Source organism: Acidovorax sp. LjRoot129 (genome assembly GCF_964253765.1).
In the GTDB taxonomy this organism is placed as follows: Bacteria; Pseudomonadota; Gammaproteobacteria; order Burkholderiales; family Burkholderiaceae_C; genus Acidovorax.
In genome coordinates this window covers 5,284,837-5,308,066 of the sequence record NZ_CAXUSE020000001.1, presented here as the reverse complement: position 1 = coordinate 5,308,066, position 23,230 = coordinate 5,284,837, and the positions used below count along the sequence as shown (strand labels likewise).

25 protein-coding genes are annotated in these 23,230 nt (G+C 65.7%); 10 read left to right on the top strand and 15 right to left on the bottom strand.

The genetic code is table 11. The features are described from left to right. Positions 1 to 203: 203 nt before the first annotated feature. The gene (locus tag ACSQ3Q_RS24270) at positions 204 to 659 is read right to left on the bottom strand and encodes a hypothetical protein (RefSeq protein ID WP_436136861.1); all 456 of its coding nucleotides are present in this window, start codon (positions 657 to 659) and stop codon (positions 204 to 206) included. Between the two features lie 75 nt (positions 660 to 734). Next, the gene (locus ACSQ3Q_RS24265; protein WP_436136860.1) at positions 735 to 1,469 is read right to left on the bottom strand and encodes a TerC family protein; all 735 of its coding nucleotides are present in this window, start codon (positions 1,467 to 1,469) and stop codon (positions 735 to 737) included. A 496-nt stretch (positions 1,470 to 1,965) separates the two neighbouring features. Between ACSQ3Q_RS24265 and ACSQ3Q_RS24260 the strand changes: the two genes are divergently transcribed. Continuing rightward, positions 1,966 to 2,409 carry a DUF3717 domain-containing protein gene (locus tag ACSQ3Q_RS24260; protein WP_436136859.1) on the top strand — a complete coding sequence of 148 codons (444 nt, stop codon included), beginning with the start codon at positions 1,966 to 1,968 and terminating at the stop codon, positions 2,407 to 2,409. A gap of 78 nt (positions 2,410 to 2,487) precedes the next feature. Further along, positions 2,488 to 2,793 (top strand): DUF2007 domain-containing protein, encoded by a 306-nt coding sequence (locus ACSQ3Q_RS24255; RefSeq protein WP_436136858.1) that lies wholly within the window; start codon positions 2,488 to 2,490, stop codon positions 2,791 to 2,793. 94 nt (positions 2,794 to 2,887) lie between these two features. On the opposite strand, the gene ACSQ3Q_RS24250 is transcribed toward ACSQ3Q_RS24255, so the two are convergent. The 3 genes from ACSQ3Q_RS24250 to purB all read right to left on the bottom strand — a co-directional run bounded on the left by ACSQ3Q_RS24250 (position 2,888) and on the right by purB (position 6,015). Beyond that, on the bottom strand, positions 2,888 to 3,448 hold the full coding sequence (locus ACSQ3Q_RS24250) for a YaeQ family protein (RefSeq protein WP_436136857.1): 561 nt from the start codon (positions 3,446 to 3,448) through the stop codon (positions 2,888 to 2,890). A gap of 111 nt (positions 3,449 to 3,559) precedes the next feature. Beyond that, entirely contained in the window at positions 3,560 to 4,591 is a 1,032-nt protein-coding gene (locus tag ACSQ3Q_RS24245; protein ID WP_436136856.1) for an acyltransferase family protein, read from the bottom strand. 44 nt (positions 4,592 to 4,635) lie between these two features. Beyond that, a complete protein-coding gene (gene purB, locus ACSQ3Q_RS24240; protein WP_436136855.1) occupies positions 4,636 to 6,015 on the bottom strand; it encodes an adenylosuccinate lyase in 1,380 nt (459 codons plus the stop codon). A 134-nt stretch (positions 6,016 to 6,149) separates the two neighbouring features. Between purB and ACSQ3Q_RS24235 the strand changes: the two genes are divergently transcribed. The 8 genes from ACSQ3Q_RS24235 to ACSQ3Q_RS24200 all read left to right on the top strand — a co-directional run bounded on the left by ACSQ3Q_RS24235 (position 6,150) and on the right by ACSQ3Q_RS24200 (position 13,566). After that, positions 6,150 to 6,764, top strand: a complete 615-nt coding sequence (locus ACSQ3Q_RS24235) for a glutathione S-transferase N-terminal domain-containing protein (protein ID WP_436136854.1) — start codon at positions 6,150 to 6,152, stop codon at positions 6,762 to 6,764. Between the two features lie 58 nt (positions 6,765 to 6,822). Then, entirely contained in the window at positions 6,823 to 7,554 is a 732-nt protein-coding gene (locus ACSQ3Q_RS24230) for a TetR/AcrR family transcriptional regulator (RefSeq protein WP_436136853.1), read from the top strand. Positions 7,555 to 7,751: 197 nt separating this feature from the next. Further along, the gene (locus tag ACSQ3Q_RS24225) at positions 7,752 to 8,339 is read left to right on the top strand and encodes a TRAP transporter small permease (protein ID WP_436136852.1); all 588 of its coding nucleotides are present in this window, start codon (positions 7,752 to 7,754) and stop codon (positions 8,337 to 8,339) included. Between the two features lie 25 nt (positions 8,340 to 8,364). Then, positions 8,365 to 9,645: a TRAP transporter large permease subunit gene (locus ACSQ3Q_RS24220; protein WP_436136851.1), complete on the top strand. Its 1,281-nt coding sequence runs from the start codon at positions 8,365 to 8,367 to the stop codon at positions 9,643 to 9,645. 78 nt (positions 9,646 to 9,723) lie between these two features. Beyond that, a complete protein-coding gene (locus tag ACSQ3Q_RS24215; RefSeq protein WP_436136850.1) occupies positions 9,724 to 10,728 on the top strand; it encodes a TRAP transporter substrate-binding protein in 1,005 nt (334 codons plus the stop codon). Between the two features lie 55 nt (positions 10,729 to 10,783). Beyond that, positions 10,784 to 11,692, top strand: a complete 909-nt coding sequence (locus tag ACSQ3Q_RS24210; RefSeq protein ID WP_436136849.1) for a shikimate dehydrogenase — start codon at positions 10,784 to 10,786, stop codon at positions 11,690 to 11,692. A 37-nt stretch (positions 11,693 to 11,729) separates the two neighbouring features. After that, the gene (locus ACSQ3Q_RS24205; RefSeq protein ID WP_436136848.1) at positions 11,730 to 12,629 is read left to right on the top strand and encodes a 4-hydroxyphenylpyruvate dioxygenase; all 900 of its coding nucleotides are present in this window, start codon (positions 11,730 to 11,732) and stop codon (positions 12,627 to 12,629) included. Between the two features lie 31 nt (positions 12,630 to 12,660). Next, a complete protein-coding gene (locus ACSQ3Q_RS24200; RefSeq protein ID WP_436136847.1) occupies positions 12,661 to 13,566 on the top strand; it encodes a sugar phosphate isomerase/epimerase family protein in 906 nt (301 codons plus the stop codon). A 15-nt stretch (positions 13,567 to 13,581) separates the two neighbouring features. On the opposite strand, the gene ACSQ3Q_RS24195 is transcribed toward ACSQ3Q_RS24200, so the two are convergent. The 10 genes from ACSQ3Q_RS24195 to ACSQ3Q_RS24150 form a co-directional block, all read right to left on the bottom strand. Further along, on the bottom strand, positions 13,582 to 14,037 hold the full coding sequence (locus tag ACSQ3Q_RS24195) for a nuclear transport factor 2 family protein (protein WP_436136846.1): 456 nt from the start codon (positions 14,035 to 14,037) through the stop codon (positions 13,582 to 13,584). 5 nt (positions 14,038 to 14,042) lie between these two features. Continuing rightward, entirely contained in the window at positions 14,043 to 14,825 is a 783-nt protein-coding gene (locus ACSQ3Q_RS24190) for an SDR family NAD(P)-dependent oxidoreductase (protein WP_436136845.1), read from the bottom strand. After that, positions 14,822 to 15,367 (bottom strand): DUF3833 family protein, encoded by a 546-nt coding sequence (locus tag ACSQ3Q_RS24185; protein ID WP_436136844.1) that lies wholly within the window; start codon positions 15,365 to 15,367, stop codon positions 14,822 to 14,824. Before ACSQ3Q_RS24185 ends, ACSQ3Q_RS24190 begins: the two co-directional genes overlap by 4 nt. Beyond that, complete coding sequence (locus ACSQ3Q_RS24180) at positions 15,364 to 16,683, bottom strand: MFS transporter (RefSeq protein WP_436136843.1); 1,320 nt, start codon at positions 16,681 to 16,683, stop codon at positions 15,364 to 15,366. Before ACSQ3Q_RS24180 ends, ACSQ3Q_RS24185 begins: the two co-directional genes overlap by 4 nt. Continuing rightward, positions 16,680 to 17,252, bottom strand: coding sequence for a chalcone isomerase family protein (locus ACSQ3Q_RS24175; protein ID WP_436136842.1), 573 nt, complete (start codon positions 17,250 to 17,252; stop codon positions 16,680 to 16,682). The genes ACSQ3Q_RS24180 and ACSQ3Q_RS24175 overlap by 4 nt, the downstream gene beginning before the upstream one ends. 26 nt (positions 17,253 to 17,278) lie before the next feature. After that, positions 17,279 to 18,556, bottom strand: a complete 1,278-nt coding sequence (locus ACSQ3Q_RS24170) for a class I SAM-dependent methyltransferase (RefSeq protein ID WP_436136841.1) — start codon at positions 18,554 to 18,556, stop codon at positions 17,279 to 17,281. 21 nt (positions 18,557 to 18,577) lie between these two features. Next, a complete protein-coding gene (locus tag ACSQ3Q_RS24165; protein ID WP_436136840.1) occupies positions 18,578 to 19,411 on the bottom strand; it encodes a DUF1365 domain-containing protein in 834 nt (277 codons plus the stop codon). Beyond that, the gene (locus ACSQ3Q_RS24160; RefSeq protein WP_436136839.1) at positions 19,408 to 20,715 is read right to left on the bottom strand and encodes an NAD(P)/FAD-dependent oxidoreductase; all 1,308 of its coding nucleotides are present in this window, start codon (positions 20,713 to 20,715) and stop codon (positions 19,408 to 19,410) included. The genes ACSQ3Q_RS24165 and ACSQ3Q_RS24160 overlap by 4 nt, the downstream gene beginning before the upstream one ends. A gap of 244 nt (positions 20,716 to 20,959) precedes the next feature. Further along, positions 20,960 to 21,556 (bottom strand): glutathione peroxidase, encoded by a 597-nt coding sequence (locus ACSQ3Q_RS24155; RefSeq protein WP_436136838.1) that lies wholly within the window; start codon positions 21,554 to 21,556, stop codon positions 20,960 to 20,962. 355 nt (positions 21,557 to 21,911) lie between these two features. After that, positions 21,912 to 23,123: an HD-GYP domain-containing protein gene (locus tag ACSQ3Q_RS24150; RefSeq protein WP_436136837.1), complete on the bottom strand. Its 1,212-nt coding sequence runs from the start codon at positions 23,121 to 23,123 to the stop codon at positions 21,912 to 21,914. Between the last annotated feature and the right edge of the window lie 107 nt (positions 23,124 to 23,230).

Here is a 23,230-nt window from a genome sequence, read left to right as displayed (position 1 = left end):
GCGAAAGAATAGCACCGGCCTGAGACAACTAAAAAGGCCCCAAAGGGCCTTTTCGTCCGACTGCACATTGAGCATCGCCGCTGCCTACTCGTCGGACGATCCTCACCGCGGGTACGGATGCTCGCTACGACCCCTCGTTGCGCTAGATCACAGTCGATCGCAGCGATCACTCCACCCGTCGAGAGGGAAAGCCCGGCCAAACCTCACTCGAGGGCCAGCATCCAGACAGCACTGAAACCCGTCAGCAGGCTTCCCAGCAGCGTGCCAGGCCTCGGCGAGGACCAACGGCGGCCCACTTGACTCTCCTCGGGGTTGTCAGACTTGGGACGGCGCGCGTCCACTACCTGCGCGGCTGCCGACTGGGCAGCCTGCAACTGTTCCGTGAGCTCGACCAGCGGGCCCTTGGCAATCACCGTGGTCACGCTGCTGGCAGGGGCGCGCAGCGCTGGGAGGATCTGGGCAAACAGCTTGTCGGCCCACTTGGTACGCCAGTTCTCCCGTGCGCTGTGGCTCACCCACTTGCTGATGCGATGGGTCATGCGGGGGGCACAGGCCACCAGCACCCACTCTGTCTGGGTCGTGATACCGCGGGCGAACAGGGGTGCAAGCACTTCCTGCGCGTAGGCCGCGTCGTCCACATACACGATGACTCTGTCCATACCGTCTCCTGTTGACTTGCCAGAGGCCAGAGCGCAAGCCCCAACCTCTGTCGATTCCAAAAGGCCTTAGAGCGATCAGCCTTGCTGCTCGGCGGGGGCCGACGCGGCACGGCGCGACATGATGAACTTGCCGGCCAACAGCACCAGCAGGGCGCCGGCCACGCTGGCACCGTACTTGATGAGGTCGGTCTGGGGCAGTTTCAGCATCCATTGCCACTTGTCGGGGTTGGCGAAGGCGGGGTCGGACACCAGCATGCCACCGGCGATCCAGCCGAGCAGCATGCCGCCCAGCGTGATGATCATCGGGAAACGTTCCATGAGCTTGATCACCAGCTGGCTGCCCCAGACGATGATCGGGATCGAGATCAGCAGACCCAGCACTACCAGCAGGAAGGAATGCTCGCCCGCGTTCTGCGCAGCACCGGCGATGGCGATCACGTTATCCACGCTCATCACCAGGTCGGCCACGATGATGGTCTTGATGGCGGCCAGCAGCTTGTCGCTGCCTTGCACGTCGCCGTGGCCGTCTTCATCGGGGGCCAGCAGCTTCACACCAATCCACACGAGGAGCACCGCGCCGATGAACTTGAGGAACGGCAGTGCGAGCAGCGTCATCGCAAAGGCGATGAGGATCACCCGCAGGACGATGGCACCGGCTGTGCCCCAGATGATCCCCTTGGTCCGCTGAGCGGGGGGCAGCTTGCGGCAGGCCAGCGCGATGACCACCGCGTTATCGCCGCCCAGCAAGATGTCGATGATGATGATCTGGCCCAGTGCGAGCCAGAATTCGGGCGATGCCAAAAATTCCATAAATTCCTCTGTGTCGGTGCGCGCGAAAGGAGGGTTGCGTCGCCACTGTAGCGCCGAGCCCGTCCAAGGGATAGAGGGCCTGCAAAGAGAATCAAGGGCCTGCCTGCAACGGGCATCACAGATGCGAAGGACGGCCTTGATCAGCCCTTGCAGGGCCCATCAAAGGTCTTGCTCAGCGTGGCGCCTGTGTGTTGCGCGCCATGCCCGGACCGCCGGAAGCAGTGTTTTGCTTCGTATTGACGACGGTTCCGATGCCTTGTCCGCAGCCAGGGGGCTGGCACTTGCTGACAAGTCGGGAGCTACTCCCCTTCGAAGCAGCGATTGGAACATCGCCAGCGCCGGCGTGCAAGTGCGGCAGGGTTGTGGTTATTGCTTACAACGGTTTCGCGCAGATGCCCGGCGGCCCGGCCCGCGGGTACCACAGCGGCAAAGACACCCCCACCAAAAAGGTCCCGCACCGGGCAGCTATGATCCAGCCCCTCCCGCACCCCGCCCCATGGCCGCCATTCACATCACCGACATCGAAGCCGCCATTAACCACTGGCGCCGCCGCGCGCCTTCGCCCGATGGTGTGAGGCTGGCGCCCGAATTGAACGCGCTGGGGGAGGTGTACGCGCTCATGGTGTACGGCCGTGTGAATGAAATCAAAGAAGACGGGCTACCGCCCGAGGCCTTGGCCGCCTGGCAGGCGTGGTACGACACCACGCCCGACACCCCCTGCATTGCCATCTGCTCGACCAGCCAAGGCGACGATCTGTGCAAGGGATGTGGGCGCACATTTGACGAAGTGCAGTTCTGGCCGGCCTTTAGCCCGGCGCAGAAGCGCTCGGTGTGGCGCCGCATCACGCTGGAACACTCCGCGTGGCGCTTCAACCGCTATGCCGAACGCGCGGCCGAGGGTGTTTCTGCCCCCGGCGCCCCGGCCGAACCCGCGCGGTAGCTCCGTACCGTCAACGGTCGGCAGCGTTGTCGCCCGCAGAAGCTGTACGCCCAGTGCCCAAACCGGTATGGTGGGCCCATGCTGCGCCTCACCCAAGCCCCGAACATCGCGATTGCCACGCTCTGGGCAGACTTGTTGTGTGAAGCGGGCATGAGGGCGTCGGTGCAGCGCCAATACCTGGGGGCCGCGGCGGGCCACCTGCCGCCGGACCAGTGCCTGCCCGAGATCTGGCTGGAGTACGACGAACACGCCGGTCGGGCACGCAGCCTGCTGCAGGCCCTGGAGGATTTACCGCAGCGCCATTGGGTGTGCCGCTGTGGTGAGACGGTGGAGGGCGGTTTTGAGCAGTGCTGGCAATGCGGCACGCTTATGCCGCGCGATTGATCAGGGCTGATCAATCAACCACAATTCCTAAATTCATAGCAATAAAACATTGTGGGATAAGCGGCAGAGCCCGATTTGGCTCAATATTCGGGCTTCACTTCCACCGCACCGGCTCCACATGCACGCTGCCCTGCGTGCTGCTCAGCGTGATCGCACCTTCCTGCACCGTGGCCTGCAGCTGCATGCTGCGCTCGGCCAGCTGTGCCAGCGCCTGGGACGCCTCGGTGGGGATGCGCCACACCTGCAGCCTCTCGAGCCGCGAAAGCTTGGTCTCGATGCCCTTCCACCAGATCTCAGCCGCGTGGTTGAAGCAGTAGACGATCACGGAATCGGCCTTGCTGCAGGCCCGGGTCAGGGGCTTGTCTTCCGGCTGGCCGACTTCGATCCACACGCGCTTGCGGCCCGTGTAGTCCGTCACCGAGGCATCCGGGTCATCGGGATCCGACAGGCCCGCGCCAAATGCCAGCGTGGCGTCGCCATTGCAAAGGTCGTTGAGCTGGTGCGCAGCAATAGCCAAAGCGGTCAACCGGACCATCATGCGTTCATCCGTCTCGCTGGGATGGCGCGCCAGCGTGAGGGCGTGGTCGGCGTAGTAGCCGTGGTCGATATCGGCGATCGCGAGGTTCGCCTTGAAGATGGTGGATTTGATGGCCATGATGCGAAGGAATACAAATGCCCCGTGGCAAGGCGGGGAGAATGGCCGGCACAAATAGCGGTTAGCGCGCAGGACTTGGAGTGTTGCTCAACCGAGCATATTTGGCTGTAATCAGGAGCTCGGCAGTATAGAAGGGCGTCGCGGCTTCCATCGCAGCGCTGGCTTCTCAATAAAGTGCCAGGACAACGCAGCGCAAAACAACGCACCACCTAAGCTCAGTGACAGAGCAACGGGAAAAGGTAGCTGGTTCGCAAAACCCCAAATGACGATCTGCTGAACTGGGAACCCGTAGATGTACAGGCCATACGAAAAATCGCCAAAGCGCCCAGCAGAGGCGGCCCCTGGTGTGCGAGAACTTCCCCACACCACGCTCAACCCCGCTAACGCAAACAGCGGACTCTGGCCATTTAAAGGGGCCGGACCATAGTAGTACAGCAGGCTGCAAGCGCTCAACACGATTCCAGCGGTACGCCACGGGTACTGAAACCAGAAAAAACTCCATCGGGAAAGCGAGGCTCCAAGTGCAAAGATCATTGCGTATTGAAGTCCAAATGACCACTGTGGGGGCGAGGGGGTGCTATAGCGCAGTTGCAAGATGGCAGCTAATACAGCAAATATGACCAATGGATACCAGCGCCAACGCATCAATCCCAACACCCCCGCAAAGGCGAGCCCTATATAGCAGCCCACCTCTAAAGGAATAGTCCACAACGGGCCGTTCAGAGAACCCGGATGAGGGTTCGAGGTAAAGATGCCCGGCAGACTGGTTTGGGTTTTCAGGACGAGATTGAAGAGATGTTGATGCGTGACAGAGTGATCAAAATAATCTTGCAAAGGCAGCTCCGTCAGCATCGGCCCCAATATAAAAACGGATAGAACTACTAAGACCGTAAGCCCTGGCCAAATTCGAAGTGCCCGCCTTAGCGCAAAGCGGGGCAGATTGGGGTCTGCGATCCAGGACTGCGTGACCAGATACCCACTGATCGCAAAAAAAAGCACCACGCCCAACGCCCCCGGTTCGTTGCCGAAAACCAGCGGCACTGGCCTCCCCATTAATGCAAATTGATGACTCCAAATAACCAGAAGTGCAGCAGCGACGCGCAATGCATCGAAATTGTTCGCTCGGTGATGAATTCCTTCCATGGGTCCGAGGCAAGGTGCCGAGTAACAAGTGACGTGGCGCCGCTTCAGACCCGGCGCGCCAGCTCCGCAGCCTTGCCCACGTAGCTGCCCGGCGTCATCGCCAGCAGGCGGTCTTTTTCAGCCTGGGGAATTTCTAGCGAGTGGATCAGCCCGTGCAGCGCTTCGGCGGTCACGGTCTTGCCGCGGGTGACTTCCTTGAGCTTCTCGTAAGCGCCCTGCACGCCAAAACGGCGCATCACCGTCTGGATCGGCTCTGCCAGCACTTCCCACGCAGCGTCCAGGTCGTCGGCCAGGTTCTCTTCATTCAGTTCGAGCTTGTTCAGGCCGGTCAACAGCGACGCATAGGCCAGCGCGGCATAGCCCAGGGCCACGCCCATGTTGCGCAGCACGGTGCTGTCAGTCAGGTCGCGCTGCCAGCGGCTGATGGGCAGCTTCTCGGACAGGTGCTTGAGCAGCGCGTTGGCCAGCCCCAGGTTGCCTTCGGCATTTTCAAAGTCGATGGGGTTGACCTTGTGCGGCATGGTGCTGGAACCAATCTCGCCGGCCTTCAGGCGCTGCTTGAAGTAGCCCAGGCTCACATAGCCCCAGATGTCACGCGACAGGTCGATCAGGATGGTGTTGGCGCGCGCCACGGCATCGAACAGCTCGGCCATGTAGTCGTGCGGCTCGATCTGGATCGAATACGGCTGGAAGGTCAGTCCCAGGCCCAGCGGCTCGGGGGTTTCGATGACCTTCTTGCTGAAGGCTTCCCAGTCGAAATCGGGCCAGGCGGACAGGTGGGCGTTGTAGTTGCCCACGGCGCCGTTCATCTTGCCCATGATCTTGACTGCGGCCACGCGCTCACACGCCGTCTGCAGGCGCATGACCACGTTGGCCATTTCCTTGCCCACGGTGGTCGGGCTGGCGGTCTGGCCGTGGGTGCGGCTGAGCATGGGCACGTCCGCATAGGCGTGCGCCATTTCGCGCAGCTTGAGCACGATGCGGTCCAGGCCAGGCAGGATGACCTGATCGCGGCCCGAGCGCAGTTGCAGCGCGTGGCTGGTGTTGTTGATGTCTTCGCTGGTGCAGGCAAAGTGCACAAATTCGGAGGCTTTTTCGAGTTCGGGACGCGCTTCGAACTTGCTCTTGATCCAGTACTCCACGGCCTTCACGTCGTGGTTCGTGGTTTTTTCGATCTCCTTGATGGCCGTGGCGTCGGCTTCGGAGAAATTCTTGATCAGGCCCAGCAGGTAGGCGCGTGCGCCCGTGGTCAGGGGCTTGAACTCGGCAAACCCCGCGTCCGACAAGGCGATGAACCAGGCCACTTCAACCTGCACACGGCGGTGCATGTAGCCGTGTTCGCTCATGATCGGGCGCAGGGCGGCAAGTTTGCTGGCGTAACGGCCGTCAAGCGGCGACAGGGCGGTGATGGTGGACAGGCTCATGGCGCGCAATTGTAGGTGTTGGCCCACTGTAGGCCCCCCGCCACAGGGGTGGGCGACCCGTCAGCAGGCGCTAAGGCGGCAGCCGATAGAATCAAAGTCGATTGTTCAGACCACTGCGCACTGGAAGCCACACCATGAAATTGATCGGAGCCGCTGCAAGCCCTTACGTCCGCAAGGTGCGGGTCGTGATGGCTGAAAAAAAGCTCGACTACCAGTTCGTGCAAGAGAACGTCTGGGCGGACGACACCAGCATTGCAACATCCAACCCGCTGGGCAAGGTGCCCTGCCTGGTGATGGAAGGTGGCGAAGCCGTGTTCGACTCCCGCGTGATCGTGGAATACCTCGATACCCTGTCGCCCGTGGGCAAGCTCATCCCCAGCCAGGGCCGAGAACGGGCCGAGGTCAAGACCTGGGAAGCGCTGGCCGATGGCGTGGCGGACGCCGCGATCCTCGCGCGCCTGGAAGCCACCTGGGCGCACCGCAAGGACAGCGAACGCAGCCAAGCCTGGATCGACCGGCAGCTGCGCAAGGTGAACGACAGCCTCAAGTCCATGAGCCAGGGCCTGGGCGACAAGCCGTTTTGCAGCGGCATCCACCTGAGCCTGTCCGACATCGCCGTGGGCTGCGCGCTCGGCTGGCTGGAGTTCCGCTTCCCCGAGATCGCGTGGCGCAGCGAGTACCCCAACCTCGGCCGCCTGCTCGACAAGCTGATGCTGCGCCCGAGCTTCGCCGACACCAAGCCTTCCTGACCGCTCTGGTCCGGGCGTTTCGCTCGGCACAGCCACCGCGTGGCGTATGCTCGCAGCGATGAACGAGATGGTTCAAAAACCGCAGCCGAAGGGCGCCGACATTCGCCCAGAGACCCGCGCCGGCCGGCAGCGCGCCGCGCGCGACGCCGCTGCCACGCCCGGGGCTGAGCGGGTGCGCATCAACGATCCCGACCGGACCATGGCCAACATCCTGCAGGTGGCCACGGCAGAATTTGCCGACAAAGGCTTGGCCGGCGCGCGCATCGACGAGATCGCCGCGCTGACCAGCACCAGCAAGCGCATGATCTACTACTACTTCGGTAGCAAGGAAGGTCTGTATGTGGCGGTGCTGGAGGAGGCCTACCGGCGCATCCGGCGCATCGAAGCGGAGTTGCACCTCGAAGACCTGCCGCCCGAGCAGGCCTTGCGCACGCTGGTCGGCTTCACGGTGGACTACCAGCTGGCCAACCCTGATTTCATCCGCCTGGTGATGAACGAGAACATGCACCGGGGCGAGTTCATCACGCGCTCTGCCACCATCCAGGAGCTCAACATCCCGGTGATCCACGCGGTGCACAACGTGTACCAGCGCGGCGTTTCCGCCGGGGTGTTCCGTCCCGACGTCGACCCAGTCGACCTGCACATGTCGATCTCGGCCCTGTGCTTCTTCAACGTCTCCAACCGCCACACCTTTGGCGTGATCTTCAAGCGCTCCCTCGACACCCCCGCGGCCACCGCCCAGCGCCGCGAATCGATCATCGAGATGGTCGTGCGCTTCCTGCGCCCTTGATTCCTGGCCTCAGGCCACGTGCAGCCCGGGCTGCCAGCCACCTTCAGACCTCCGCCGAAACGTGCACTGCGCGCCCAATGCAGGCGCCATCGCGGCGTTCCACGCGCAAAAAAACTGCCAGGGTTTGCACCTAGATCAAATACTAACCAGTTCGTACAAAATTCTTCCAGGCTTTCACTACAACGACTGGAGACACCATGTTCGCACTGGCCGACCGCGTGCTGCGGGGATACACCCACGCGCTGGATGCACTGACGGGTCTGTGCCTGGCCGTCATGGTGGTTCTTGTTTTTGGCAACGTGGTGCTGCGCTATGCGTTCAATTCCGGCATCACCATTTCGGAAGAACTTTCGCGCTGGTTGTTCGTGTGGCTGACCTTCATGGGCGCCGTTGTCGCCCTGCGTGAACACGGCCACCTGGGCGTAGATGCCCTGGTCTCGCGCCTGCCCAGGGTGGGCAAGAAGATATGCCTCGTGCTCGCACAGGTTGCGATGCTTTACGTTTCCTGGCTCTTGCTCGCAGGCAGCTGGGCGCAGACGGTCATCAACTGGGAGACCGAAGCCCCCGTCACCGGCGCATCGGTCGGCATCTTCTACGCCAGCGGTGTGCTCATGGGCGCCTCGGCGATTGCCATCTTGCTGCGCGACCTGCTGCGCACGCTGTTCGTGCCGCTGGCCGACCACGAACTGATCATGGTGCAGGAGAGCGAGGAGGCTGCCGCACTGGAGCAGATCCAGCGCGACGCACAAGCCGCAGCCCCCGTCCAGGGCGCTACCAAGCCCTGATGCCTCCCTCTTCGGACACCCTCCCATGACCGTCGCAATTTTCCTCGGCTCCCTGCTGCTGGCCATGGCCATCGGCATTCCCATCGCCTACGCACTACTGCTCAGTGGCGTGGCGCTGATGTGGCACCTCGACCTGTTCGATGCCCAGATCCTGGCGCAGAACGTGATCAACGGTGCCGACAGCTTCCCGCTGCTCGCCGTGCCGTTCTTCATGCTGGCGGGCGAGATCATGAACGTGGGCGGCCTCTCGCGGCGCATCGTCAAGCTCGCGCTGGCGCTGGTGGGCCACATCCCGGGTGGCCTCGGTTACGTGGTGATCATGGCGGCGGTGATCCTGTCGGCGGTGTCGGGTTCGGCGGTGGCTGATGCTGCGGCGCTCACCTCACTCTTGCTGCCCATGATGATCGTCGCGGGCCACAGCAAGGAGCGTTCGGCAGGCCTCATCGCGTCGGCCGGGGTCATCGGCCCCATCATCCCGCCGTCGATTGGATTTGTGATCTTCGGCGTGGCCGCGAACGTGTCCATCAGCAAGCTGTTTCTCGCGGGCATCTTGCCGGGCCTGCTGCTGGCCCTCTCGCTCGCATTCACTTGGTGGTGGCTGGGCCGCCGCGAAAACGTCACCCCGCCGCCGCGCGCCACGCGGGCCGAGCTGAAGCTGGCCTTGCGCGAAGCCGCCTGGGCGCTGGGCTTGCCCATCATCATTCTGGTGGGCCTGCGCATGGGCGTCTTCACGCCCACCGAGGCTGCCGTGGTGGCAGCGGTGTACGCGCTGGTCGTCTCGATGGCGGTGTACCGCGAGCTCTCCTGGAGCCAGCTCATCGTCATCTTCAAGACCGCTGCACGCACCAGCGCCGTGATCATGTTCCTGGTGGCTGCCGCCATGGTCTCGGCATGGCTTATCACCGTGGCCGACCTGCCCTCCAAGGTCATCGGCCTGCTGCAGCCGCTCATGGGCAATCCCACGCTGTTGCTCGTGGCCATCATGCTGCTGGTGATGGTCATCGGCACGGCCATGGACATGACACCCACCATCCTCATCATGACGCCCGTGCTCATGCCGGTGGTCAAGGCCGCGGGCATCGACCCGGTGTACTTCGGCGTGCTGTTCATCATCAACAACTCCATCGGCCTCATCACGCCGCCCGTGGGCACGGTGCTCAACGTGGTGGCTGGCGTGGGGCGCATCTCCATGGGCCAGGTCACGCGCGGGGTGATGCCTTTCATGCTGGCGCAGTTCGTGGTGATGTTCCTGCTGGTCATGTTCCCGGCGCTCGTCACCGTGCCGCTGCGCTGGCTCAGCGGCTGATCCGCTGCGTCGCGCTCCCACCTTCCCCTTTGCTTTCGCCCTCGCTTCTGCCACGCCCAAAAACCCAAGGAGACAACCATGAAACTCTTGAAGACCCTGCTGGCCACCGCCCTCGTCGCTGCGTCGCTGCTGTCCACAGCCCAGGCGCAGGAACGCACGATCAAGTTCGCGTTCCAGAACCAAAAGGACCACCCGCAGGCGCAGGGCGCGCAGAAGTTTGCCGACCTCGTGGCGGCCAAGACCAGCGGCCGCATTGCCGTGAAGCTGTTCCCCGGCGGAACGCTGGGCGGCGACCTGCAGACTGTGTCGGCGCTGCAAGGCGGCACGGTGGAGATGACCGTGCTCAACGCCGGCATCCTAGCCGCCCAGTCCAAGGAATTCGGCATCTACGACTTCCCGTTCCTGTTTGCATCGCCGCAGGAAGCCGACGCGGTCACCGATGGCCCCTTCGGCAAGAAGCTGCTCGACAAGCTGCAGGCCAAAAACCTGGTGGGCCTCGGCTATTGGGAACTGGGTTTTCGCAACCTGACCAACAGCAAGCGCCCCATCACCAAGGCTGAGGACATCGCCGGCCTCAAGATCCGCGTGATCCAGTCGCCGATCTACATCGACATGTTCAATGCGCTCGGCGCCAACGCCGTGCCCATGCCCTTCCCCGAGCTGTACACCGCCCTGGAGCAAAAGGCAGTGGACGGCCAGGAAAACCCGGTCTCGACCATCCTGTCGTCCAAGTTCGCCGAGGTGCAGAAGCACCTGACCATCACGCGCCACATGTACAACCCGCAGGCCGTGATCGTGAGCAAGAAGTTCTGGGACAGCCTGTCCCCCGCCGACCAGAAGGCTCTGACGGACGCCATGGCCGAAGCGACCACCTTCCAGCGCGCCGTGTCGCGCGTGCAGGCCAATGTGGCGCTGGACGACCTCAAGAAGGCGGGCATGCAGGTCAGCGAGTTCCCTGCGGCAGAGATCGACAAGCTGCGTGCCAAGGTCAAGCCCGTGGTCGAAAAGCACAGCGACAAGGTCGGCGCCGAGACCGTGCAAGAGGTCTATTCCACGCTGGCCAAGCTGCGCGGCGCCAAGTAGTCCCACCTTCCCCACCCGGCGCGCTGCCCCCGCGGCGCGCCCACCTCCTTGCCCCATGAGCACCCTGCTCCCCGATCCCCCGACTGCGCACTTCGAGACCACCATGCCGACCACAAGCCCCCGCAAGGTGCTGATCGGGCTGATCGGCGCCGGCATCCAGAAATCGCTGTCGCCAGCGCTGCATGAAGAAGAGGCGCAGCACCACGGCATGCGCCTGCACTACCAGCTCATCGACCTGGACCGCTCGGCCTCGTCGCCTGCGCAGCTGCCCACGCTGCTGTCCGCCGCGCGCATCATGGGCTACGCGGGCTGCAACGTGACCTACCCCTGCAAGCAGGCCGTGATCCCGCACCTGGACAGCCTGTCTGAAGAGGCCCAGGCCATGGGCGCGGTGAACACCGTCGTGGTGCGTGACGGCAAGCTGGTGGGCCACAACACCGACGGCTCCGGCTGGGCCTGGGGTTTCACCCGTGCGTTGCCCCGCGCAGACCTGTCGCACGTGGTGCTGCTGGGCGCGGGCGGCGCCGGCGCGGCCATCGCCCATGCGGTGCTGCGCCTGGGCGCACAGCAGCTGAGCATCGTCGATGCCCAGCCCGAACGCGCCGCGCAACTGGCGGCCGATGTGAATGCGCTGTACGGCGACCGCGCGCACGCAGCGGACCTCAGTGCCGCCATGGCCCAGGCCAGCGGCCTCATCCACGCCACCCCCACGGGCATGGACAAGCTGCCGGGACTGCCCCTGGACGTGGGCCTGCTGCGCCCGGCGATGTGGGTATCTGAGGTCGTGTACTTCCCGCTCGAGACCGCCCTGGTCAAAGCGGCGCGCGCGCTGGGCTGCCGGGTCTCGGACGGTGGCGGCATGGCCGTGGGCCAGGCCGTGGGCGCGTTCGAGCTGTTCACGGGCGAAGCGCCGGACGCCACGCGCATGGACGCCCACTTCCGCCGGCTCGTCAGCGCCCGCTGAGCGTGCCTGGCCGCTGCAACCCCAAGGAGCTGAACCCATGAGCACCCCGATGATGGCCGCGCGCGAAGCGCTGGGCGAGCTGCCCAACCCCCTGGGCCTGCAGGGCGTCGAGTTCATCGAATACGCCACCAGCCGCCCGCAGGCGCTGGGCCAGGCGCTCGAACGCATGGGCTTCAAGCCCGTGGCACGCCACCGCTCGCGCGAGGTGCTGCTGTACCGCCAGGGCGGCATGAACATCATCGTGAACGCGCACCAGGACGAGGAGCGCTCGGGCGTGCACGCACCCGCGGCCTTGACGGAGAACCCGGTGATCACCGCCGTGGCCTTCCGCGTGGGCAACGCTGCCGCCGCGTACCGCCGTGTGCTCGACCTGGGCGCCTGGGCGGTGCACACCGAGGTCGAGGTGATGGAGCTGAACATCCCCGCCATCCATGGCGTGGGCGCGAGCCGCATCTATTTTGTAGACCGCTGGGAAGACTTTTCGATCTACGACGTGGACTTTGTGCCCATCCCCACGGTGGAGCCCCACCCGCCCTCCCTGCAGGGACTGCACCTGTTCGGCGTGGTGCAGTACATCGGTCTGGGCCGCGCGCAAGACTGGACGCACTTCTACGGCGAGCTCTTCGGGTTCGCCGAGCTGTCCCCGGACAAATCCTTCGGCGTGCTCACGCATGGCCGCATACTGGCCAGCCCCTGCGGCACGCTGCACTGGCAGCTCATCGAGCCGCTGGTGGATGCCCTGGATGCCGACCCCGAGGAGCTGCTGCAGCGCGTGGCCTTTGGCACGCCCGATGTGCTGGCCACCGTGACTGCGCTGCGCGCACGCGGCGTGGACTTCGTGGAGTCGCCCACCGGTGTGCACACCGAGGCACGCGGCGCGCTCACGCGGGCGCAGGCCGGCGCGCCCAGCTTCGAGCTGGTGCTGGACGCCCGCTGATCCGCCGACCCTCTGCCCCCCGGAGCCTGCCATGCGCACATCCACCATGCAACGCAACGTCGCCGATTTCGGCATGGACACCATCAGCCTGGCCGGGCCGCTGGAGGCCAAGCTCGCCGCCATCAAGGCCGCAGGTTTTGGCCAGATCATGCTGGCCGCGCGCGACATCGTGGGCCACCCAGAGGGCATCGAAGCCGCCGTGCATGCGGTGCGCAGCAGCGGGCTGCGCGTCACGGGTTTTCAGGTGCTGCGTGACTTCGAGGGCCTGTCGGGCCACCTGCACAGCTACAAGGTGGACATTGCCAAGCAGATGATTTTGATGGCGCGCGACCTGGGCGCGCCGGTGCTGCTGGCCTGCAGCTCGACCTCGTCCCACGCCACGGCAGACGCCGACGCCATTGCGCGCGACCTGCGCAAGTTGGCGCTGCTGGCACTGCCCCACGGCATTCGCATCGCTTTTGAAGGTTTGTCCTGGGGCCGGCACATCAACGAGGTGCACCAGGCCTGGGCCGCGGTCGAGCAGGCCGACTGCCCCAACCTCGGCCTGGCCATCGACTCGTACCACCAGTTCGCCACCAGCACGCCGCTGTCGGCGCTGGGCGACGTGGACCCGGAGAAGATCTACCTGGTGCAGCTGTCGGACTTCATGTGGCAAGAGACGCGCACCGTGCAGGAGCGCATCGACACCGCACGGCACTTCCGCGTGTTTCCCGGCGAGGGAGTGCACAGCCAGGCCTTGGCCGAGCTGGTGCGCACGCTCGACGGCATGGGCTACCAAGGCGACTACAGCTTTGAGGTCTTCAATGACGACTACCAGCAGCTGCCGCTGCCGTTTGTGGCGCAGCGCGCGTGGAACAGCGCCTTGTGGCTGGCAGAAGGTGTGCTGCAGCGCGCGGTGCCGCTGCCGGGGCACCCGCGGATCAAAGCCGTGGCCTGATCCACGCAGCCAGGATCAACGGGCGGCGCGCCTCTTGAGCCAGCGCATCAGCCCGCCCACCAAGGGCAGTTTTTCGTACAGCTCTTCGGCCGCATCCCAATAGTCCCGGTGCAGCGTGACCTTGCCTTGATCGTCCAGCACCAGGTGCGACGCGCCGCGCACCGTCTGGGTCACGCCTTTGTCAAAACTCTTGAAGGCGAACAGAAAATCCCAGGTCAGGAAACACTGCGGCCCCTGCACCACGCGGCCGGTGACCACAAACCGCGGCTGCTCCAGCGCCTCGAACATGTGGGCAAAAATGCCCTGGATGGCGGTGATGCCCTGAACATCGTTGAACGGGTCCTTGAAGCGCGCCAGTGGTGCGTAGATGTCCCCCAGGGCCGCCACGTCGGCAGGCGACAGCTGTTCGAAGAACGCCACCACGCGCGTGACGGCGTCTTCGGTGGAAAGGACGGGATCGGGGAACTGCATGGGACTCACAAACCTGTGAAGCGGCGGACCGCCGGAAAGTACCACCGATACGGCAACACGCGCAGCAGTTTCATGACCCGCGTGAAGCGCTTGGGGAAGTGGATGTCGAACCGGCCTTCGTCCCACCCCTGCAGGATGGCTGCCGCGGCCGCCTCCGGCGTGATGAGGGCGGGCATGCGGAAGTTGTTGCCGGCAGTGAGCGGGGTAGACACGAAACCAGGGTTGATCAGGCTCACGCCCATGCCCACATCGTGCAAGTCCAGGTACAGCGCCTCGGCCAGGTTGATAAGCGCCGCCTTGGTGGGCCCGTAGGCCAGGCTCTTGGGCAGGCCCCGAAAACCGGCCACGCTGCTGATGAGGCTCAAGTGCCCCGGCTGGCCGCGCCCCGCCGCGGCCAGCATGGCGGGCAACACGGCGGCCAGCACGTGGAGCACGCCGGTGTAGTTGGTCTGCTGGTGGCGCAGCATGTCGGCCAGGTCGAACTCGGTGGCGCGCATCTCGCGGTAGGTGCCGGCGCAGTAACACACCAGGTCAAGCTCCCCGCCTGCCAACACCTGCGCCGCGGTCTCTTGCACCTGGTCTGGGGCGGAGACATCCATCGGCCGCGCCTCGCTGCCGGGGTGGGCGTGCACAAAGTCCTGCAGCGCGTGTGCATCGCGCGCGGACACCACCACGCGCGCCCCCCGGGCGTACAGCGCAGAAGCCGTGGCCCGCCCGATGCCGCTGGAGGCGCCGATGAGCCAGGCCCGCCGGCCGTGCCAATCGCGCTGGGGAGGGTTCAGCCTCATGGGGCGCGCTTGGTAAACGACAGGGTGATCTCACCCAGGCGCACGCCGAACTTGCTCATGGTGGCGCGGTTGAGCATCACGCGGTCGTCCATGAGGTACATCCAGTCGTCCAGCTGCACGTGGTAGACCGTGCCGTCCACTGGCAGTGCCAGCGTGTAGTTCCAGCGAAAGGCATTGCCCTGTGTCTGTCCGACGGCCTCGCCGATCACGTCATCGGCCGTGCCGGTGTAGCGCCCGTCGGCGTGGCGCGTGAGGCGCCAGACGCGCCGCTGCGTGCTGCCGTCCGAATAGGTGAAGGCTTCGTCCAGCACGCCCTGGTCGCCCGCCCAGGTGCACACCATCACCACGGTGAAGCGTTTGACGATCTGACCGCTGCGGTCCTGGAAGATGCCGTGCGCGTCGATGGTGCCGTTGAAGTAGCGCGCCAGGTCGAGCACGGGCTTTTCGCTCGCGTAGCCCGCAAGGTTCTGGTTCGCGCAGCCTGCCAACAGCGCGGGGCTGGCCACGGCGGCGGCGAGGATGTGGCGTCGGTTCAGTGTCATGGGGTACCTCGCAGGGGAAGGGCTGCGCCAGCCCGGGGACGGCGCAATATCAGGGCATACAGCGCGGTGGCGGCCAGCAGCTTGAGCGCGCAGGGCAGCACCGCATAGGCCACGCTCAGCGTCTGCAGGCCGGCCTCGCTGCGCGTGCCAGGTGTGTAGCCCAGCCCGCCGAGCAGCGGCAGCGCCAGGCCGGCGGCCAGGGCCAGATTGAGTTTGGTGGCGAGGTTCCACCAGCCGAAGTACGCGCCTTCGTGCCGGCCGCTGTCGCCTTCGGCCGCGATCACGCCGGCCAGCAGCGCGCTGGGCAGGGCCAGGTCGGTGCCCAGTGCCACGCCCGAGAGCGCGCACACCAGCGCAAACGGCCACACATCCCCCGCGCCCAGCCCGGCCGTGCCAGAGAACGCGGCAATGGCCAGCACCATGCCGGCCAGCCAGGTGCGGCCCAGGCCAAAACGCGCCACGGCCCGCAGCCACAGCGGGATCGACAGCGCGGCGCACACGAAATAGATGCCGAGAAACAGCGGCTCCTGTGCGGGCGGGGCCTGCAGCCGGTCTTGAATAAAGAACAGCACCAGCGTGGCCGGGATGGCGCTGGCGATGCCGTTGAGAACAAACACCGCCAGCAGCCGGCGAAACGCCGGGCGCCGCCACGGATGCCAGAGCGCCACATGCGCTGCGGGCCCCACCGGTTGCCCCGCCATGGCGGCGCTGTGTGCCGCAGGCCGTGGCGCCCGACTCCAGGCCCACCAGCCCAGGCCCAGCGCCAGCGCAAACACCCCCAGCATGGCCGGCAGCCCCGCCAGCGCGGGCAGCAGCGACGCCAGCACCACGCCGACCAGTGCGGCACCTTCGCGCCACGCCACGATGCGGCTGCGCTGCAGCTCGTCACCGCCCAGGCGGGCGCCCCAGGACTGGTGCGCAATGCCCAGTTGGCTGTACGCGAGGTAAGTGACCACCAGGGCCGCGAAGGCCCAGGCAGCGAGCGCGCCGGTCCCTTGCACCGGCGGAAAAAACAGGCCCACCAGCCCCAGCGCCATCACGCAGGCTGACACCGCGCCCACTCCCAGAACGGCGCGGGCGGAGCGGGAAAACAAGTGGTCCGACAGCCGGCCCAGCAGCGGGTCGGACACGGCATCGAGGAGCCGCGCCGCCAGCAGCAGCGCGCCCAGCGTGGCCAGCGACATGCCGAACTCACGCGCGTAGTGGTTGGGCAGCAGCACATACAGCGGCAGCGCCACAAAAGCGAGCGGCAGTCCCAGCAGCCCATAGGCGAGACCCTGGCGGGCGCCGAGTGGCTGCGGGGGGGGCGCGGTCATGGCGGCGACCCTGCTGCGCTGCGCGGCGGGGCGATCAGCGCCTGGCGCAGCGCGGGCTCCGACGTCTGCGGTGACAGCCAGATGCCGAAGAACAGGCGCGCGAACTCGGCATCCGGCACTTCGCCCACCACGCGCCCGCCCATGCGGAACACCGCACCGGCACCGGGCCGGTACACACCCAGCAGGCGGTCGCCGGGCTTCACGTCGGGCAGCGCGGCCTGCAGCGCCTGTTGCCAGCGCGCGGCCTGCTCGGGCGTGAAGCTGCCGACGCGGCGCATTTCCTCCAGCGAGCGCTTGGCAATCGCCTCGGCCGTGAAGCTGCGGTGGTAGGTCAGCTCCAGCGCCAGCGGGTGGGCGGCGTAGTCGGCAGCTTCAAAGCCCGGCGCTGCCCACAGCCGCGCGCGGTAGACATCAAAGCCCAGGAAACGCAGCGTGCCCTGGCCGACCATCCGCGCACCGGCCAGAGGCCCGCTGGCTTCAGGCTCCTGCGCAGCGGCAAAATTTGAGCAAAAACCGGCTCCAGCGCTTATTAGACAAGCGCTGATAGCTATCTTTTTAATAGCATTCATGATGTGCCCTGGCAAACGCCACCGCGTCAGTCCTTGACCAGCGTGTACTGCACCAGATCGATGTTGCGCATCGCAAAGGCGGCTTCGCAGTACGCAAGGTAGAACTCCCAGATGTGCATGAAGCGCTCGTCAAACCCGAGCTGCAGGATCTGCGCGCGCTGCGACAGAAACCGCTCGCGCCAGCGCCGCAGCGTTTCGGCGTAGTCCTGGCCAAACGCGAACTCGTCCACCACGCGCAGGCCCGCGGCCGCGGCTTCGCGGCGGAACTCGCGCGGGCAGGGCAGGCAGCCGCCCGGAAAGATGTACTGCTGGATGAAGTCGGTGGAGCTGATGTAGCGATCAAACAAGCTGTCGTCGATGACGATGCTCTGGATGCAGGCCTTGCCACCGGTTTTGAGCAGGCGGTGGATGGACTGGAAATACGTCGGCCAGTACTCGCGGCCCACGGCTTCGACCATTTCGATGGAGCAGATCGCATCAAACGGCGCGTCATGGATATCGCGGTAGTCCTGCAGCCGCAGCTCGCAGGTGACGCCCTTGCCGGCGGCGCCCACCTGTGGGGCCGCCGCACCCTGGCCGCCCACACCGTGCTGCGCCATGCGCCGTTGGGCAAACGCCAGCTGTTCGGTCGAGAGCGTCACGCCCGTGAGCGAGGCGCCGAATTCGGTCGCCGCCATCTCGGCCAGCGCGCCCCAGCCGCAGCCGATTTCGAGCACGCGGTCGCCCGGTTTGACCCCTGCTTGCTGCAGCGCCCGGCGCACCTTGGCGTGCTGCGCCATGCGCATGTCGCCGGCCGCATTGCCCTCAAACCACGCCGACGAGTAGTTCATCGTGTCGTCCAGCCACAGCTCGTAGAACGCGTTGCCCAGGTCGTAGTGCGCGTGGATGTTCTTCTGGCTGTTGGCGCGCGTGTTGCGGTTGAGCAGGTGCTTGATGCGGTACAGCAAACGGCCGGCCCAGCTGCCGTAGATCACGCCTTCCACCTGCTGGCGGTTGGCGATGAAGAGCTTGATCAGGTCCGTGAGGTGCGGTGTGGTCCAGTCGCCCGCGATGTAGCTTTCGGCAAAGCCGATGTCGCCCGACTTGAGCGCGGCGCTGCACACGTTCCAGTTCTTGAGCGTGATGGCCGCCGAGAGCCCGCCGCCCTGGCCAAAGTGCTGCAGCGTGCCGTCGGGCAGCTGCACCGTGAGGTTGCCGTGTTGCAGCCCCTGCAGCAGCCGCAGCGCAGTGCGCGCGGCAGCCGGTATGCCGGCGGGCAGGGTCGTGCGCAGGTGGGGGGCGCTGGTGGTCGTGGTCGTGTTCATGGCGGTCTCGTCGGGCATGGGTCAACGGGTCACGGGCGAGGCGGGCGCCTCGGGCTTGGTGTGAAAACGCACGCGCTTGAGCCACAGGCGCAAGGCCTGCCAGTGGATGCGCGCGATGATGGCCAGCGTCATGGCCGGGTAGCCCCACAGCGCGCGGCGCAGGGTTTCGGGGGTGACGGCGTACAGGCTGCCGCTCACGCTGGTCTGCAGCAGCGGGCCGGCCGCGTCGTCGTGGTCGATGCGCACCACGGTGCGGCCCACAACATTTGCGGGTGCGTCGGCAGATGCATCAGCACCAGTGGCGCCAGTGGCCGCCGTGCGCAGAAAACGAAAGCGGTAGTCGCCACTGACCTCGCAGAACGGCGACACGTGGAACACCTTGCGCGCCTGTTGTTCGACGCCGTAGCGTGGCGCGTCCAGCAGATAGCAATGGCGCTCCCCGAAAGTGTTGTTCACCTCCACCACGATGGCGCGCAGGCTGCCGTCGGCGCGGTGGCAATACCAGAAGCTGACGGGTTTGAAGGTGTAGCCCAGCACGCGCGGATAGCAGTGCAGCCAGACCTCTCCGTCCGCATCGGCAATGCCCTCGGCGCGCAGCAACTCGCGCACCCAGGCCAGCGCCCCGCCCTCGGCGGCGCTGCGGCCATCGCCGTGGTCGGCGTCATGAAAGCTGATGAGACCGCGGCGGTTGACGGCCAGCGCGCCCGGTGCTGCGGCCAGGTGAGTCAGCGGCAGCATCAGGAAGAACGTAGGGTAGGCAAACGCGTGCCGCTGCGGGCGCAGCCGGGTGTGGCGCACCTGACCGAAGCCGATCAGGGGCGAGGTCGGAATACCAAGCGCAGCGGCGTGGCTCACGCGGCCTCCGCCAACGGTGCGGGGACGGCCGCGAGCAATTGCGCGGCCACAGCCAGGCCCGATTTGAGACCGTCTTCGTGAAAGCCGTAGCCCGTCCAGGCGCCGCAGTACCAGGTGCGCTCGCGCCCCTGGATCCGCGAGAGTTGCTGCTGGGCGCGGATGGCGGCCATGTCGAACACGGGGTGGGCGTATTCGTAGCTGCCGATCACATGTTCGGGCGCAATGTCGCGCACCGGGTTGAGCGACACCACCACCGGCTGCGCAAATGGCACGGGCTGCAGCTGGTTGATGAGGTAGTGCAGGCACACGCGGGCCGACTCGCGGCTGCGCTGTGGGGCGCGTTCGTAGTTCCACGCTGCCCAGGCGGCGCGGCGCGCGGGCAGCACCGAGGTGTCGGTGTGCAGCACGGCGCGGTTGGCCTGGTAGCGGATCGAGCCCAGCACGGCACGCTCCTGCGTGGTGGGCTGGCCCAGCAGCGCGAGCGACTGGTCGGAATGGGTGGCCAGCACCACCTGGTCGAAGTGCTCTACCGCGCCGTGGGTGACCACACGCACGCCGGCCGCATCGCGCTCGACGCGGCGCACGGGGGTGGACAGGCGCTTGTCGGTCATGCCCGCCACGATCTTGTCCACGTAGTGGCGCGCGCCACCGGCCACCGTCCACCACTGCGGGCGGTTGCTCACCTGGATAAGCCCATGGTTGTGGCAAAACCGGATCATGGTGGCCACGGGGAACTTGAGCATCTGGTCGGTGGGGCAGCTCCAGATGCAGCCGAGCATGGGCAAAAAGTACCAGTCGCGGAAGGCGTCGCCAAAGCGGTGCTCGCGCAAGAAGTCGCCCAGGGGCTGCATCAGCGCGGCCTCAGCCTGCGCCTGTGCAATGCGGGTGCACAGCTTGTTGAAACGCAGCAGGTCGCGCAGCATGCCCAAGAAGCGGGGGTTGAGCAGGTTGCTGCGCTGGGCAAACACGGTGCTGAGGTTGGTGCCGCTCCACTCCAGCGCGCGCCCGCCCAGAGCGCCCGGCACCTGCACCGAGAACGACATGTCCGATTGGGCCGTCTCGACACCCAGGTCGGCCAGCAGCTGGATCAGGTGCGGGTAGGTGCGCTCGTTGAACACCAGGAAGCCGGTGTCCACGCCGTGCTTCACGGGCCTGCCTGACGCATCGGGCAGCGTCACGTCCACCGTGTGGGTGTGGCCGCCGAAGTAGTCGCCTGCCTCATAGAGGGTGATGTCCGCCTGGCCGCGCAGCCGGTGCGCGACGGAAAGCCCGGAGATGCCGGAGCCAATGATGGCGATCTTCATGGCCGGCTCCCTCTGGCCGGTTCATGGAATAAAAAGGTTGCGAAGCGTCCCGAAACGAATAAGAGAGGGAGGGAGGAGAAGCGCTCCAGGAGGTCAGTCGGAACCCGGGGGACCGAAAGGCTTCGCAACACTAAAACTGAACGGTGCGCAATTGCGTTGCGCCGTAAATAGAGTGAGGGCCCGCCGGCGAAGTTCCAGCCCTTCGCTGCATTTTTTTTAAAGAAACGTAAAGAAATCATTGCAATCAGCGTGCTGGGGCAACAGCAAGTTGCTGCTCGATGGCGCGCACCAGCCCCTTGTTGTCGGGGGCGGTGAGGCTGGAGTACTGGTCGACCAGCTTGCCGTCACGCGCTAGCAGGTATTTGTGGAAGTTCCAGCGGGGTGCCGTGCCTGACAGCTCGGTGAGTTGTCGGAACAAGGGCGAGGCGTCCGCGCCCTTCACGCTGGTCTTGGCGAACATCGGAAATTTGACGCCGAAGGTGTTCTCGCAGAAATCCGCAATCTGCTGGTTGCTTCCGGTCTCTTGCGAGAAATCGTTGGAGGGGAAGCCCAGCACCACCAGACCTTTGTCCTTGTAGCGGGCGTACAGCTCTTCCAGTCCTTTGTACTGTCCGGTAAAGCCACAGAAGCTGGCGGTGTTGACCACCAGCACCACCTTGCCGCTGTACTGGCACAGCGACTGCGGCTTTTCATCTTGCAGCCGAAGGACGGTGTGCTGCAGCGTGGCCGGGCAGCTGGCCGCCTGCGCCGCTGGCGGCTGCTGCGCCCAGGCCGCGGGCGCAAGGGCCACGGCAAGCACGAGGCTCGCAGCGGGAAAGAGTCGGCGGGAGAGCGTTTTCATCGGACATCCAGCGTGGGGGTTCAGCGCCAATTTAACCGTTTCATTATTTTTTGTCCACATGAGTTTTTATTTGTACTGATCGGTATACGTTGCGCGCAGTACTTTGGATTCATGTTTTTTTGGACAGGCGGCGGGGGGTTGACGCACGACGGCCCGGAGCAGGCGGCCGGGCTGGGCGGCGGCGAACCGCTGAAAAGGTGTGGGGAGCGTCGCGCTGCCGTGCGCAACGCTGGAGGTATCTGCCGACACGCGCTGCTAAGCGGCGCATCGGCGTCGAGCGGTCCACGGGGGATGCCCGTTGGCGGGCGAGAGCGAGAGCGGGCGTGCGGGTGTTGCAGCCGGCAGCGCGACGCGCCTAGCTGAGGCTCAGGCCCAGCAGGCGATCGAGCGAAAGCTTGACGCGCACGTCCTTGAAAGCCACCACACCGGTAACTTTCCAGGGCGGCATGCCGGTGTCGCGCGGAATGGGCTCCCCCGTGGGCATGCCTTCGCGGTTGGTCACCACCGCCACGCGTGGGGTGGTGGCCGTGGTGCCCCGGCGCACGACCACGCCCACCTCCTGGCTCGCCAGCCGCACAAAGGCACCCGGGGGATACACCCCCAGGGTCTTGACGAGGGCGGAGCCAGCTTCGTCCACCTGGTGGTCCTCGTCGTAATAGCTGGCCTGCATGGCGGCCGTGACGGGCATGGGCAGGCGGGCAGCGCGCGGTGCCAGGCGGGCGCCAAAGATGTCGGCGCGCTGCAGCAGCCGCGCCATTTGCTGGGCCTCGGTCTTTTTGGCCAGCGGGCCGGGGGAGCGGTGGTGGTGGCAGCGCACCGCCTCCAGCCACAGCGGGTCGGCCACGCCCAGCGTGCGGAGCAGCGCTTCGGACCGGGCGGCATGGTCCTCGACCGCGGAGATTTGCTGGGCCGTGAGCGGATGGGTCTGCTGGGCCAGCTGGTCCTGCAGCTCCGTCATGGAGATGTTCATGCTGAGCGCCGCATGCCCCAGCTGCTGCACGCGCGCGGCAGGCCAGTGCAGCATCTCGCGCGCGACGACCATGCACACACAACTGACCAGCATGGCGTGGGTGGCGCTGTACATGCGCGTCTCTTGCGTCGACAAATAAACCAGCCCGAGCAGCGTGGCATCGGGTATGTGTTCGCAATGGCGGGCCAGTTCGTCGTGCAGCGACTGGAAGCGCCCGCCAAAGTCGGTGGGCGAGGGCGCGCGCAACACCTGGGTGGCGCGCAACTGCAACTCGGGCCAGTCGGGCAGTGCCCGGCCGCCCCGGCCGCGGCTGGCCGGGTCCTCGGCGGCCGTCATCTTCATGGCGGCGATCTCGCCCAAGTTGGTGTCCGCCATCAGCATGCGCTGCAGCTGCGCCAGGTAAGCCCGGTGGCTGCCGCCCGATTCGTCGGTGTCCACACACAGCTGGCGTCCCCGGGCGACCATCGTGGCTAACTCTTCGCGGGTGCGGATGACGTAGCCCTTTTGCGCCAGCAACACCCCATCCGAGCCCCGCAGCACAAACGGCAGCGGTTGGCCCAGCTGGATGGATTCGATGTCGAGGCTGACGAGGTTCATGGTGCTCGTTACATTATCTAACGCCTACCCGCAGCCAAAGCGTCTGCCTGCCGGGTGATTTCCCGGCTTTTCTGCCGAAAGGAACTCCGTCAGGCAGCGCAATCACC

Bases quoted from the DNA above. Each gene is read 5' to 3' on its own strand.
- ACSQ3Q_RS24170 (WP_436136841.1), bottom strand. From the start codon at position 18,556: ATGAACACGACCACGACCACCAGCGCCCCCCACCTGCGCACGACCCTG.
- ACSQ3Q_RS24190 (WP_436136845.1), bottom strand. From the start codon at position 14,825: ATGAGGCTGAACCCTCCCCAGCGCGATTGGCACGGCCGGCGGGCCTGG.
- purB (WP_436136855.1), bottom strand. From the start codon at position 6,015: ATGAGCCTGTCCACCATCACCGCCCTGTCGCCGCTTGACGGCCGTTAC.
- ACSQ3Q_RS24200 (WP_436136847.1), top strand. From the start codon at position 12,661: ATGCGCACATCCACCATGCAACGCAACGTCGCCGATTTCGGCATGGAC.
- ACSQ3Q_RS24230 (WP_436136853.1), top strand. From the start codon at position 6,823: ATGAACGAGATGGTTCAAAAACCGCAGCCGAAGGGCGCCGACATTCGC.
- ACSQ3Q_RS24235 (WP_436136854.1), top strand. From the start codon at position 6,150: ATGAAATTGATCGGAGCCGCTGCAAGCCCTTACGTCCGCAAGGTGCGG.
- ACSQ3Q_RS24215 (WP_436136850.1), top strand. From the start codon at position 9,724: ATGAAACTCTTGAAGACCCTGCTGGCCACCGCCCTCGTCGCTGCGTCG.
- ACSQ3Q_RS24250 (WP_436136857.1), bottom strand. From the start codon at position 3,448: ATGGCCATCAAATCCACCATCTTCAAGGCGAACCTCGCGATCGCCGAT.
- ACSQ3Q_RS24225 (WP_436136852.1), top strand. From the start codon at position 7,752: ATGTTCGCACTGGCCGACCGCGTGCTGCGGGGATACACCCACGCGCTG.
- ACSQ3Q_RS24220 (WP_436136851.1), top strand. From the start codon at position 8,365: ATGACCGTCGCAATTTTCCTCGGCTCCCTGCTGCTGGCCATGGCCATC.
- ACSQ3Q_RS24150 (WP_436136837.1), bottom strand. From the start codon at position 23,123: ATGAACCTCGTCAGCCTCGACATCGAATCCATCCAGCTGGGCCAACCG.
- ACSQ3Q_RS24205 (WP_436136848.1), top strand. From the start codon at position 11,730: ATGAGCACCCCGATGATGGCCGCGCGCGAAGCGCTGGGCGAGCTGCCC.
- ACSQ3Q_RS24260 (WP_436136859.1), top strand. From the start codon at position 1,966: ATGGCCGCCATTCACATCACCGACATCGAAGCCGCCATTAACCACTGG.
- ACSQ3Q_RS24195 (WP_436136846.1), bottom strand. From the start codon at position 14,037: ATGCAGTTCCCCGATCCCGTCCTTTCCACCGAAGACGCCGTCACGCGC.
- ACSQ3Q_RS24155 (WP_436136838.1), bottom strand. From the start codon at position 21,556: ATGAAAACGCTCTCCCGCCGACTCTTTCCCGCTGCGAGCCTCGTGCTT.
- ACSQ3Q_RS24210 (WP_436136849.1), top strand. From the start codon at position 10,784: ATGAGCACCCTGCTCCCCGATCCCCCGACTGCGCACTTCGAGACCACC.
- ACSQ3Q_RS24180 (WP_436136843.1), bottom strand. From the start codon at position 16,683: ATGACCGCGCCCCCCCCGCAGCCACTCGGCGCCCGCCAGGGTCTCGCC.
- ACSQ3Q_RS24270 (WP_436136861.1), bottom strand. From the start codon at position 659: ATGGACAGAGTCATCGTGTATGTGGACGACGCGGCCTACGCGCAGGAA.
- ACSQ3Q_RS24255 (WP_436136858.1), top strand. From the start codon at position 2,488: ATGCTGCGCCTCACCCAAGCCCCGAACATCGCGATTGCCACGCTCTGG.
- ACSQ3Q_RS24175 (WP_436136842.1), bottom strand. From the start codon at position 17,252: ATGAATGCTATTAAAAAGATAGCTATCAGCGCTTGTCTAATAAGCGCT.
- ACSQ3Q_RS24245 (WP_436136856.1), bottom strand. From the start codon at position 4,591: ATGGAAGGAATTCATCACCGAGCGAACAATTTCGATGCATTGCGCGTC.
- ACSQ3Q_RS24185 (WP_436136844.1), bottom strand. From the start codon at position 15,367: ATGACACTGAACCGACGCCACATCCTCGCCGCCGCCGTGGCCAGCCCC.
- ACSQ3Q_RS24160 (WP_436136839.1), bottom strand. From the start codon at position 20,715: ATGAAGATCGCCATCATTGGCTCCGGCATCTCCGGGCTTTCCGTCGCG.
- ACSQ3Q_RS24265 (WP_436136860.1), bottom strand. From the start codon at position 1,469: ATGGAATTTTTGGCATCGCCCGAATTCTGGCTCGCACTGGGCCAGATC.